This window comes from Streptomyces sp. NPDC127197, from assembly GCF_042672405.1.
GTDB classification, from domain to species: domain Bacteria; phylum Actinomycetota; class Actinomycetes; order Streptomycetales; family Streptomycetaceae; genus Streptomyces; species Streptomyces flavusporus.
In genome coordinates this window covers 92318-104787 of the sequence record NZ_JBHXVG010000001.1, presented here as the reverse complement: position 1 = coordinate 104787, position 12470 = coordinate 92318, and the positions used below count along the sequence as shown (strand labels likewise).

The following is a 12470-nucleotide window of genomic DNA, read 5'->3' as shown; positions in this document are numbered from 1 at the left end:
CCTTACGGCTGGGACGCGTACGACACGAAGTCCGCCCAGGCCTCCGGCGTGAGGGCGAGGCGGGGGCCTTCGGTGTGCTTGGAGTCGCGGACGTGGATGGTGCCGGGAGCATGGGCGACCTCGACGCAGGAGTTGCCGTCGTTGCCGCCGCTGTAGCTGCTCTTGAACCACGCCAGCTCGGAGGCGTCCCCGGCAGTGGTCTTGCGGATCATGTTTCTCCCAGCAGTTGCTCGATGAGGGCCAGCGACTCCCGGGGTGAGAGCGCCTGCGCTCGGATGGTGCCATACCGCAGCTCAAGAATGCGCAGCTGTTTGGGATCGTGCGTTGGCCGGCCGTTGAACGCGCCGTCGGAACGGCCCACCGCGGTACCGTCCGAGAACTTGAGCAACTCGATACGTCCGTCCAGTCCGGAGTGGGTGTCGCAGTTCATCGGCATCACCTGCAGGACGACGTTGTGCAACCACCCCACCTCCAGCAGCCGTTCGAGCTGTCGACGCCACGCCATTGTGCCCCCGATAGGACGCCGCAGGACCCCTTCTTCCAGGACGAAGCTGAGCGCCGGCGCCGGGTCGCGTTCGAAGACCGACTGCCGGGCCAGGCGCGCCGCCACCATGCGTTCCACGTCGTCCGGCGAGTACGGCGGCTGCGCCGCTCCGATGACAGCTCGCGCGTGCTCCGGCGTCTGCAGCAGCCCGGCGATGATGTTGCACTCGTACACGCCGATCTCGACCGCGTTGGCCTCCAGCTTCCCAAGCTCCCGCACCTTCTTCGGGTACCGGACCTTCTTCACGTCCTCCCACGTCGCGGCAATGAGCCCACCTGCCTTCAACACGTCGTCGGCCTTGTCCAGGTACTCCTGCCGGGGAATCCGCTTCCCACCCTCGATCTTGTAGACCATGTCCTCGCCGTACCCGACGGCTTTTCCGAACTCGCCGGCCCGCATCCCCACGGCCTCCCGCCGCAGCTTCAGCTGCCGCCCCACCGTGGCGATGACCGCCACGCCCCACTCGTCGTCCGGGTCCACCTCCCAACCCGGCTCGTCCGCCTCGGTCTTGAGCCGCCCCGCGTCCTCATCCACCGTCGTCATCCCGGCGCCCCTCCGTCGTACCGCGTCGTACCGCCCCGCCCCTACCCGTACGCACCGCCTCGACAGCCCGGACACCACTGGACATCCACCGGACAGTCACCGTACGCAACGGCGTAGTCACTGTTCACGGTAGACGCCCGACGCCACGCTGAGTGACGTGATCCAGAAATCCCCTGAACTCGGCGTCGCCGTACGCAACTTCAGCGTCACCCTGTCCCCCACCCCACGCGGCGCCCGCCTCGCCCGTCTCCTGGCCGTCGAACAACTCCGCAGCTGGGGACTCCCGTTGGACGCACCGGCGCACATCGTCGCCGAGCTGGCGTCGAACGCCGTGACTCACGGACGCGTCCCCGGCAGGGACTTCCGGCTCACGCTCTACGTCGTCGGCGACACACTTCGCATCGAGGTCACCGACACCCGCGGTGACCGTCTCCCCCGGCCGGGGCAGGCCCCGTCGAACTCCGAGTCCGGCCGCGGCCTCCTCCTCGTCGACGCACTCGCCGACCGCTGGGGAGTGGCCGAGGGCCCAGCCCCGCGCAAGACGGTCTGGGCCGAACTACACCTCACGCACGGAGTACGACCGACTACGCCGCCCGTTGGAAACTCCGCAACCGCACGAACGACGAGTCCAGCCCCCGCTTCACCATCCGCGCCACCGGCCGTTCCACGAACCGGTGCACCAGCCAGCTCAGCACCAGGAACCCGGCGATCAGGACCACGACCAGGAGCCGGGGATCCATCGTGTCCCGGAATCGGTTGATGAGGACCGCACCGGCGACGTAGTGGGTGAGATAGAGGGGGTACGTCAGGTAGCCCGCGGTCACCAGCCACTTCCAGCGGATGCGGTCGGTGTATCCCAGAGCCACGGCCACCATGACCAGCATGAAGACCGTGAAGATGACGACCGCGCCCCGCCAGCTGCTCACCTGCTCGTACTCCACCCGCTCCCCCAGCTCCAGCTGGCCCATGAGCCAGGCCATCGCGAGGATGCCCCACAGCAGGAGGTCCTGGCCGAAGCGGTACATGAGGTAGAGGGCGAGGCCGGCGATGAAGTACCAGGCGGCACTCGGGTCGGCGACCAGCACCATCAGCGGGAACTTGGAGATCGGCGCGAGCATCGCCGCCGCGCCCCAGATGCAGCAGAAGACCACGACCCGGCGGTACGTCAGGCCCATGGCCACGACGACGAGGAACAGCAGGTAGAAACGGAGCTCCGACCAGAGGGTCCAGTACACGGGGTCGACGTTCGGTACGTCGGAACCCGCCTGCAGCATCGTCAGGTTGAACAGGACCTCCCGTAGCGGCAACCGCTCCATCACCCCCGGCAGCAGCACCAGCACGGCCGTGGTGAAGAGGACGCCGAACCAGTACGCCGGGTAGAGGCGGATCACCCGCGACACGAAGAAGTCCCGCGGCGTGCGGCCCCAGCACGACATACAGATCACGAAGCCGCTGATCACGAAGAAGATCTCGACGCCGATCCAGCCGAAGGAGGCGACCCGGAACACCGTCGGCATGATGTCCGACACCGACCGGTCCCAGATGATGTTGCCCGGCTCATTGGCCCGGCGCGTACCGACGAAGTGGTGCAGGACGACCATCAGGGCGGCGGCCAGGCGGATGCCGTCGATGACGTACAGCCGCGGGCGGGACCGGGCGCCGCGAGAGGGGCCCGGCTTCGGTGTACCCAGCGGCTGCGCCGGCGGCTGCGGCGGACGGTCGGCCACCGCGACCGGCATCGGTATCGACAATCCGCTGCGCACACCCTGCATCAAGAGACCTAGCCATCCTCGGGAGAGACTCGGGGCCCGACGGCCACTGGACCACGGTTCACGCTACGGCCGCTCGTTCCGCCCCACGGGGACAGAAAAGAACAATCCCCCCGCTGCCACCGGGAGTTGCCGGAACTCTCGCCAATCCGCCGCACAAGGTTCGATTAGGTTTCACCCACCGCCTGCACAACCCTCTGAATGTTCGAGGGGGCACCAGAACAGCAAAAGGGGCCCGTACGACCGAAGTCGTACGGGCCCCTTCAGGCCTTTTCAGGTCAGGCGACCCTCAAGCAAGCGGAACTTACTTGACGATCTTGGTGACCTGGCCGGCGCCCACGGTCCGGCCACCCTCACGGATGGCGAACTTCAGGCCCTCCTCCATGGCGACCGGCTGGATGAGCTCGACCTTCATCTCGGTGTTGTCGCCCGGCATGACCATCTCGGTGCCCTCGGGGAGGTGCACGACACCGGTCACGTCAGTCGTACGGAAGTAGAACTGCGGGCGGTAGTTGTTGAAGAACGGGGTGTGGCGGCCACCCTCGTCCTTCGACAGGATGTAGGCCTGGGCCTCGAACTCGGTGTGCGGGGTGACAGAGCCCGGCTTGATGATGCACTGGCCGCGCTCGACGTCCTCGCGCTTGATGCCACGGAGCAGCAGACCGACGTTCTCACCGGCCTGGCCCTCGTCGAGCAGCTTGCGGAACATCTCGATGCCGGTGACCGTGGTCGAGGTCTTCTCGGTCTTGATGCCGATGATGTCGACGTTCTCGTTGACCTTGAGGACACCACGCTCGATACGGCCGGTGACGACCGTACCGCGACCGGTGATCGTGAAGACGTCCTCGATCGGCATGAGGAACGGCTTGTCGACGTCGCGCTCGGGCTGCGGGATGGACTCGTCGACGGCGTTCATCAGGTTGAGAACGGAGTCGACCCACTCCTTCTCGCCCTCAAGGGCCTTCAGAGCGGAGACGCGGACGACCGGAAGGTCGTCGCCCGGGAACTCGTACTCGGAGAGGAGCTCGCGGACCTCGAGCTCGACGAGCTCCATGATCTCCTCGTCGTCCACCATGTCGGCCTTGTTCAGGGCGACGACGATGTACGGAACGCCGACCTGGCGGGCCAGGAGCACGTGCTCCTTGGTCTGCGGCATCGGGCCGTCGGTGGCGGCGACCACCAGGATCGCGCCGTCCATCTGCGCGGCACCGGTGATCATGTTCTTGATGTAGTCCGCGTGCCCCGGGCAGTCGACGTGGGCGTAGTGACGCGCCTCGGTCTGGTACTCGACGTGCGCGATGGAGATGGTGATACCACGCTGACGCTCTTCCGGCGCCTTGTCGATGTTGTCGAACGGGGTGGCCTCGTTCAGGTCCGGGTACGCGTCGTGCAGCACCTTGGTAATGGCGGCCGTGAGGGTCGTCTTACCGTGGTCGATGTGACCGATGGTGCCGATGTTGACGTGCGGCTTAGTCCGCTCGAACTTCGCCTTCGCCACTGGGGTCCTCCTGTGGAGTGGTTCTGTACGCCTTACTTCATCGGCGCCAGGTGATCTTTGCTGTTAAATCCCGGGCCCCGGGGCATTCACCCGAGAATGCGGGTGAATGCCCCGTGAGGCTCCGGAGTCAAGCCTACGGCGTGTGAACGCGGTGCGTTACTCGCCCTTGGCCTTCGCGATGATCTCCTCGGCGACGTTCCGCGGAACCTCGGCGTAGGAGTCGAACTGCATCGAGTAGCTTGCGCGACCCGACGTCTTGCTACGGAGGTCTCCGACGTAGCCGAACATCTCCGACAGGGGCACGAGGCCCTTCACGACGCGGGCACCGGCCCGCTCCTCCATGGCCTGGATCTGGCCACGGCGGGAGTTGATGTCGCCGATGACGTCACCCATGTAGTCCTCGGGCGTGGTGACCTCGACGGCCATCATCGGCTCAAGGAGCACGGGGGCCGCCTTGCGCGCGGCCTCCTTGAACGCCTGCGAACCAGCGATCTTGAAGGCCAGCTCGGAGGAGTCCACCTCGTGGTAGGCACCGTCGAGCAGCGTCACGCGGACGCCGGTCATCTCGTAACCGGCGAGGATGCCGAACTGCATGGCCTCCTGGCAGCCGGCGTCGACCGAGGGGATGTACTCCTTCGGGATACGACCACCGGTGACCTTGTTGACGAACTCGTACGAGGCGTCCCCGCCCTCGATCGGCTCGATCGCGATGATGACGCGAGCGAACTGGCCGGTACCACCCGTCTGCTTCTTGTGGGTGAACTCGACCTTCTCGACCGACTTGCGGATGGTCTCGCGGTACGCGACCTGCGGCTTGCCGACGTTGGCCTCGACCTTGAACTCACGGCGCATACGGTCGACCAGCACCTCGAGGTGCAGCTCGCCCATGCCACCGATGATGGTCTGGCCGGTCTCCTCGTCCGAGTGGACCTGGAAGGACGGGTCCTCCTCGGCCAGACGCTGGATCGCGACGCCCAGCTTCTCCTGGTCGCCCTTCGACTTGGGCTCGATGGCGACCTGGATGACCGGCGCCGGGAAGTCCATGGACTCCAGGATCACCGGGTTCTTGTCGTCGGACAGCGTCTCACCGGTGGTGGTCTGCTTCAGGCCCATGACGGCGACGATGTCACCGGCGCCCACCGACTCGATCTCCTCACGCTTGTTGGCGTGCATACGGTAGATCTTGCCGATGCGCTCCTTGCGGCCCTTGACGGAGTTCAGCACGGCGGTGCCGGACTCCAGGCGGCCGGAGTACACGCGGACGAAGGTGAGCTTGCCGAGGTGCGGGTCGCTCATGATCTTGAACGCCAGCGCCGACAGCGGCTCGTCGTCGGACGGCTTGCGCTTGATGACCGTCTCCGGGTCCTTGACGTCGTGGCCCTCGATGGCCTCGACGTCCAGCGGAGAGGGCAGGTAGCGCACGACCGCGTCGAGCAGGGGCTGGACACCCTTGTTCTTGAACGCGGTACCGCAGAACACCGGGGTGACGGTGGTGCCGCCGCCCTTGCCGGAGGCGATGGTGATACGGCGGATCGCCGCGTACAGCTGCTCCACGGAGGGCTCCTCGCCCTCCAGGTACAGCTCCATCAGCTCCTCGTCGTTCTCGGCCACGGCCTCCAGCAGCTTGCCGCGGTACTCCTCGGCAGCCTCCTGGTGGGTGTCCGGGATGTCGACGGTGTCGTACATCTCGCCCTTGGTGGCCTCGGCGGACCAGACCAGGGCCTTCATCGTCACGAGGTCGATGACGCCCTTGAAGTCGGCCTCGGCACCGATCGGCAGCTGCATGACCAGCGGCTGCGCGCCCAGACGGTCGGTGATCATGTCGACGCAGCGGTGGAACTCCGCACCGGTGCGGTCGAGCTTGTTCACGAAGCAGATACGCGGAACGCCGTAGCGGTCCGCCTGACGCCACACCGTCTCGGACTGGGGCTCGACGCCGGCGACGCCGTCGAACACCGTCACGGCACCGTCGAGCACGCGCAGCGAACGCTCCACCTCGACGGTGAAGTCGACGTGGCCCGGCGTGTCGATGATGTTGATGGTGTGGTCGACGTCTTCCAGCGGCCAGTGGCAGGTGGTGGCAGCAGAGGTGATCGTGATACCACGCTCCTGCTCCTGCTCCATCCAGTCCATGGTGGCAGCGCCGTCGTGGACCTCACCGATCTTGTACGAGACGCCGGTGTAGAACAGGATCCGCTCGGTGGTGGTCGTCTTGCCCGCGTCGATGTGGGCCATGATGCCGATGTTGCGCACCTTGGCCAGGTCAAGCGAAGTGGTAGCCATAAGGCTTTCGTCTTCTCTCGGTCTCGATGTGGACTGCGACTACCAGCGGTAGTGCGCGAAGGCCTTGTTGGACTCGGCCATCTTGTGCGTGTCCTCGCGCTTCTTCACAGCGGCACCGAGGCCGTTGCTGGCGTCGAGGAGTTCGTTGAGCAGACGCTCGGTCATGGTCTTCTCGCGACGGGCGCGGGAGTAACCGACCAGCCAGCGCAGCGCCAGGGTGTTGGCACGGCCGGGCTTGACCTCGACCGGGACCTGGTAGGTGGCGCCACCGACACGGCGGGACTTGACCTCGAGGGTCGGCTTGATGTTCTCGAGAGCGCGCTTGAGCGTGATGACCGGGTCGTTGCCGGTCTTCTCGCGCAGGCCCTCCATGGCGCCGTAAACGATGCGCTCGGCAGTCGAGCGCTTTCCGTTCAGCAGCACCTTGTTGATCAGGGAGGTCACCAGAGGGGAGCCGTAGACCGGGTCGATGATGACCGGGCGCTTCGGGGCGGGGCCCTTACGAGGCATTCTTACTTCTCCTTCTTGGCGCCGTAGCGGCTGCGGGCCTGCTTGCGGTTCTTGACACCCTGGGTGTCGAGCGAACCGCGGATGATCTTGTAGCGAACACCCGGCAGGTCCTTCACACGGCCACCACGCACGAGCACGATGGAGTGCTCCTGCAGGTTGTGTCCCTCACCCGGAATGTAAGCGGTGACCTCGATCCCGCTGGTCAGACGCACACGCGCGACCTTACGCAGGGCCGAGTTCGGCTTCTTCGGGGTGGTCGTGAACACACGCGTGCAGACGCCGCGACGCTGAGGGGAACCCTCGAGTGCGGGCGTCTTGTTCTTCTCGACCTTGTCCTGCCGGCCCTTACGGACCAGCTGCTGGATCGTAGGCACTACTTCTCCGGTTTCTGTGTGCCGATGGGTACAGCTAACCTGGAACGTCGCCGACCCACGCGGTCGGGTGTGTCGAATCCCGCGGCACTCCCGCCGCTAGGCAGAAAGAGGCGCAGATTACGGTGGCCGGTCTCGGCCCCCGGTGCGGTCTGAAGGCACGCACGAGAGCCAGGGCACACCCCAGGCACAAGGTCTGAGCGTACCTACCTCATTCGCTGTGGTCAAAACAAATGGGCGTCGACCGCCTCACCATGCGAGGTATGTCAAGCCCCGGTACCCTCGGTGATCTTCGAATCGACGACTCCCGCATCTCCGGGCACCCTCTCGTGATCTTCGGCCGGACGTCGTCCGGCTATGTCACCACGCGGCGAGCGTCACCGCCAGCACCAGCGCCAGGACGAGCGCCCAGCCCGCCGTGGACAGCCAGCCGAACACCAGACCGGTCAGCGCCAGCCAGTCACCGCCCTCCCCGGTGCGCCGGATCTCGGCACGCGCCGAGTGCCCCAGAATCACCGCGGGGATGCCGGTGAGACCGACGGTCACCAGACACAGGGCCCCGCAGATCGCGGACCCGACCGCCTTCACGTTCGTCCGCGTCGGCGACACGGGCGCGAACGTCCGCGGCACGGGCGGGCCGACCGCGGGATGCGGTACGGGTCCCTGCGGCAGGTCGGCGACCAGCAGCGCCAGCTCCCCCACCGTACGGGCCGCATACGCCCGCTCAACCCGCTTCTCGAACTCGGCATGCTCCAGCCGCCCCTCCCCGAAGCCGGCTCTGAGCACGTCCACGGCGCGCTCACGGTCGGCGTGCGAGGCGAGCATCGACGGAGTGCTGGGCTGCCCCCAGGGTTGCCATGCGGGGTACGACACCACCAACCACCTCCCGGGACGGCGGGGGTCTCCTCCATGATGCGCCGAAGGGCGGCCTCCCGCGTAACGGGGAGACCGCCCTTCAGTGCGTCAAGCGGACGCTCGCTTACTGGTTGTACGGACCGTAGTCGTAGTCCTCCAGCGGCACGGCCTGGCCGGAGCCGGTGCCGAACGGCGAGTAGTCGATGTCGTCGTAGCCGACGGCCGAGTACATCGCGGCCTTGGCCTCCTCGGTCGGCTCCACCCGGATGTTGCGGTAGCGGGACAGGCCCGTACCGGCCGGGATGAGCTTACCGATGATGACGTTCTCCTTGAGGCCGATCAGGGAGTCGGACTTGGCGTTGATCGCCGCGTCCGTGAGGACCCTGGTCGTCTCCTGGAAGGACGCCGCCGACAGCCACGACTCGGTCGCCAGCGAGGCCTTGGTGATACCCATCAGCTGCGGACGACCGGAGGCCGGGTGACCACCCTCCTGGACCACACGACGGTTCTCGGTCTCGAACTTCGAGCGCTCGACCAGCTCGCCGGGCAGCAGCTCGGCGTCGCCGGACTCGATGATCGTCACACGGCGCAGCATCTGCCGGATGATGATCTCGATGTGCTTGTCGTGGATCGACACACCCTGCGAGTTGTACACCCGCTGGACCTCGCCGACCAGGTGGACCTGGACGGCACGCTGGCCCAGGATGCGCAGCACGTCGTGCGGGTTGGTGGCACCCACGGTGAGCTTCTGGCCCACCTCGACGTGCTCACCCTCGCTGACCAGGAGTCGGGCACGCTTCGAGATCGGGTACGCCGTCTCGTCGCTGCCGTCGTCCGGGGTGACGACGATCTTCTTGGTCTTCTCGGTCTCCTCGATCCGCACGCGGCCGGTGGCCTCGGAGATCGGGGCGACACCCTTCGGGGTACGGGCCTCGAAGAGCTCGACGACACGGGGCAGACCCTGGGTGATGTCGTCACCGGCCACACCACCGGTGTGGAAGGTACGCATCGTCAGCTGGGTACCGGGCTCACCGATGGACTGGGCGGCGATGATGCCGACCGCCTCACCGATGTCGACCAGCTTGCCGGTGGCCAGCGAACGGCCGTAGCACATCGCGCAGGTGCCGACGGCGGACTCACAGGTCAGGACCGAGCGGGTCTTGACCTCGGAGACGCCGTGCCGGATCAGCTCGTCGATGAGCACGTCGCCCAGGTCGGTGCCGGCCGGGGCCAGCACCTTGCCGTCCACGACGATGTCCTCGGCGAGGCAGCGCGCGTACACGGACGTCTCGACGTTGTCCGCCTTGATCAGCGAGCCGTCGGCGCCGCGCTCGGCGATCGCCAGACGCAGACCGCGGTCGGTGCCGCAGTCCTCCTCGCGGATGATGACGTCCTGCGAGACGTCGACCAGACGACGGGTGAGGTAACCCGAGTCGGCGGTACGCAGAGCGGTGTCCGCCAGACCCTTACGGGCACCGTGCGTGGAGATGAAGTACTCCAGCACGGACAGACCCTCACGGAACGAGGCCTTGATGGGCCGCGGGATCGTCTCGTTCTTCGCGTTCGACACCAGACCACGCATACCGGCAATCTGACGCATCTGCATCATGTTGCCTCGTGCACCCGAGTTCACCATCATGAAGATCGGGTTGGTCTTCGGGAAGTTGTCGTTCATCGCCTCGGCGACCTCGTTGGTCGCCTTGGTCCAGATCGCGATGAGCTCCTGCGTGCGCTCGTCCTTGGTGATCAGACCGCGCTCGTACTGCTTCTGGACCTTCTCGTCCTGCGACTCGTAACCGCGGACGATCTCCTTCTTCGCCTCGGGAACGACAACGTCGGAGATGGCGACGGTGACGCCGGAACGGGTGGCCCAGTAGAAGCCGGCCGCCTTCAGGTTGTCGAGCGTCGCCGCCACGATGACCTTCGGGTAGCGCTCGGCCAGGTCGTTGACGATCTGGGAGAGCTGCTTCTTGCCGACCTCGTAGTCGACGAACGGGTAGTCCTCGGGCAGCAGCTCGTTGAAGAGCGCACGGCCCAGCGTGGTCTTCAGCGTGAAGCTGTCACCCTGCTGCCACTCCGGCTCACCCTCCTCGCGCACCGGCGGCTCCCAGCCACGCGGCGGGATGGTGCCCACCGGGAAGCGGATGTCGACCGGCGCCTGCAGCGACAGCTCGCCGGCGTCGAACGCCATGATCGCCTCGGCGACCGAGGAGAACGGACGGTCGGCGCCCTTGATGTCGCGGCCCTCGGCGTCCGTGGTGAGGAAGTACAGACCCAGCACCATGTCCTGGGTCGGCATCGTCACCGGACGGCCGTCGGCGGGCTTGAGGATGTTGTTCGAGGACAGCATCAGGATGCGGGCCTCGGCCTGCGCCTCCGCGGACAGCGGCAGGTGCACGGCCATCTGGTCACCGTCGAAGTCCGCGTTGAACGCGGTGCAGACGAGCGGGTGAATCTGGATGGCCTTGCCCTCGACCAGCTGCGGCTCGAAGGCCTGGATGCCGAGGCGGTGCAGCGTGGGCGCACGGTTCAGCAGAACCGGGTGCTCCGCGATGACCTCTTCCAGCACGTCGTACACGACCGTGCGGCCGCGCTCGACCATGCGCTTGGCGCTCTTGATGTTCTGCGCGTGGTTCAGGTCGACCAGGCGCTTCATCACGAACGGCTTGAAGAGCTCCAGCGCCATCGCCTTCGGCAGACCGCACTGGTGCAGCTTCAGCTGCGGACCGACGACGATCACGGAACGCGCGGAGTAGTCCACACGCTTACCGAGCAGGTTCTGACGGAAGCGACCCTGCTTACCCTTCAGCATGTCGCTGAGGGACTTCAGCGGGCGGTTGCCCGGACCGGTGACCGGACGGCCACGACGGCCGTTGTCGAACAGCGCGTCGACGGCCTCCTGGAGCATGCGCTTCTCGTTGTTCACGATGATCTCGGGCGCGCCGAGGTCGAGAAGCCGCTTCAGTCGGTTGTTCCGGTTGATCACACGGCGGTACAGGTCGTTCAGGTCGGAGGTCGCGAAGCGGCCACCGTCCAGCTGCACCATCGGGCGGAGGTCCGGCGGGATGACCGGGACGCAGTCCAGGACCATGCCCTTGGGGCTGTTGGAGGTCTGCAGGAACGCGGACACGACCTTCAGCCGCTTCAGCGCACGGGTCTTCTTCTGGCCCTTGCCGGTGCGGATGATCTCGCGGAGGCGCTCGGCCTCCTCGTCCAGGTCGAAGGACTCCAGGCGCTTCTGCAGCGCCGCAGCACCCATCGAACCGTCGAAGTACGTGCCGAAGCGGTCACGCAGCTCGCGGTAGAGCAGCTCGTCGCCCTCGAGGTCCTGGACCTTGAGGTTCTTGAACCGGTTCCACACCTCGTCGAGCCGGTCGATCTCGCGCTGCGCACGGTCGCGCAGCTGCTTCATCTCACGCTCGGCACCCTCGCGCACCTTGCGGCGCACATCGGCCTTGGCACCCTCGGCCTCCAGCTCGGCCAGGTCGGCCTCGAGCTTCTTGGCGCGGGCCTCCAGGTCGGCGTCGCGGCGCTGCTCGATCTGCTGGCGCTCGACGGAGACATGGGCCTCCAGCGAGGGCAGGTCGCGGGTGCGGCGCTCCTCGTCGACGTACGTGATCATGTACGCCGCGAAGTAGATGACCTTCTCCAGGTCCTTCGGGGCGAGGTCGAGCAGGTAGCCCAGCCGCGACGGAACGCCCTTGAAGTACCAGATGTGCGTGACGGGAGCGGCCAGCTCGATGTGGCCCATCCGCTCACGGCGCACCTTGGCGCGCGTGACCTCGACGCCACAGCGCTCACAGATGATGCCCTTGAAGCGCACGCGCTTGTACTTGCCGCAGTAGCACTCCCAGTCCCGGGTCGGACCGAAGATCTTCTCGCAGAAGAGTCCGTCCTTTTCGGGCTTGAGGGTGCGGTAGTTGATGGTCTCGGGCTTCTTGACCTCGCCGTGGCTCCACTGACGGATGTCATCAGCGGTGGCCAGGCCGATCCGGAGCTCGTCGAAGAAGTTGACGTCGAGCACTATGCGTCAATCCCTCTCAGGGTCGTAAGTCATTGGGTCTGATACGGGGGTCCTGGGGCCGGCCGGGGCTTTG

At 66.5% G+C, this 12470-nt stretch carries 9 protein-coding genes and 1 pseudogene; 1 reads left to right on the top strand and 9 read right to left on the bottom strand.

The window, feature by feature from the left end:
* Nucleotides 1–2: 2 nt before the first annotated feature.
* Both ACFVJQ_RS00515 and ACFVJQ_RS00510 read right to left on the bottom strand, forming a co-directional pair.
* Complete coding sequence (locus ACFVJQ_RS00515) at nt 3–212, bottom strand: DUF397 domain-containing protein (RefSeq protein ID WP_385512434.1); 210 nt, start codon at nt 210–212, stop codon at nt 3–5.
* A complete protein-coding gene (locus ACFVJQ_RS00510) occupies nt 209–1087 on the bottom strand; it encodes a helix-turn-helix domain-containing protein (RefSeq protein WP_385779833.1) in 879 nt (292 codons plus the stop codon). Before ACFVJQ_RS00510 ends, ACFVJQ_RS00515 begins: the two co-directional genes overlap by 4 nt.
* 157 nt (nt 1088–1244) lie before the next feature.
* Between ACFVJQ_RS00510 and ACFVJQ_RS00505 the strand changes: the two are divergent.
* A pseudogene (locus ACFVJQ_RS00505) lies at nt 1245–1655 on the top strand (ATP-binding protein); the annotation flags it as partial.
* A 16-nt stretch (nt 1656–1671) separates the two neighbouring features.
* Here the strand turns inward: ACFVJQ_RS00505 and ACFVJQ_RS00500 are convergent.
* The 7 genes from ACFVJQ_RS00500 to ACFVJQ_RS00470 all read right to left on the bottom strand — a co-directional run bounded on the left by ACFVJQ_RS00500 (nt 1672) and on the right by ACFVJQ_RS00470 (nt 12397).
* Nucleotides 1672–2826 carry an acyltransferase family protein gene (locus ACFVJQ_RS00500; RefSeq protein WP_385779831.1) on the bottom strand — a complete coding sequence of 385 codons (1155 nt, stop codon included), beginning with the start codon at nt 2824–2826 and terminating at the stop codon, nt 1672–1674.
* Nucleotides 2827–3160: 334 nt separating this feature from the next.
* Nucleotides 3161–4354 (bottom strand): elongation factor Tu, encoded by a 1194-nt coding sequence (tuf, locus tag ACFVJQ_RS00495; protein ID WP_385512438.1) that lies wholly within the window; start codon nt 4352–4354, stop codon nt 3161–3163.
* Between the two features lie 156 nt (nt 4355–4510).
* Entirely contained in the window at nt 4511–6637 is a 2127-nt protein-coding gene (fusA, locus tag ACFVJQ_RS00490; protein WP_385779828.1) for an elongation factor G, read from the bottom strand.
* A 39-nt stretch (nt 6638–6676) separates the two neighbouring features.
* On the bottom strand, nt 6677–7147 hold the full coding sequence (gene rpsG / locus ACFVJQ_RS00485) for a 30S ribosomal protein S7 (protein ID WP_003998848.1): 471 nt from the start codon (nt 7145–7147) through the stop codon (nt 6677–6679).
* Between the two features lie 2 nt (nt 7148–7149).
* Entirely contained in the window at nt 7150–7521 is a 372-nt protein-coding gene (rpsL, locus tag ACFVJQ_RS00480) for a 30S ribosomal protein S12 (protein WP_003948652.1), read from the bottom strand.
* 357 nt (nt 7522–7878) lie between these two features.
* Nucleotides 7879–8391 carry a DUF1707 and DUF4190 domain-containing protein gene (locus tag ACFVJQ_RS00475; protein WP_385512442.1) on the bottom strand — a complete coding sequence of 171 codons (513 nt, stop codon included), beginning with the start codon at nt 8389–8391 and terminating at the stop codon, nt 7879–7881.
* A 106-nt stretch (nt 8392–8497) separates the two neighbouring features.
* Nucleotides 8498–12397 carry a DNA-directed RNA polymerase subunit beta' gene (locus ACFVJQ_RS00470; RefSeq protein ID WP_385512443.1) on the bottom strand — a complete coding sequence of 1300 codons (3900 nt, stop codon included), beginning with the start codon at nt 12395–12397 and terminating at the stop codon, nt 8498–8500.
* Nucleotides 12398–12470: the final 73 nt, after the last annotated feature.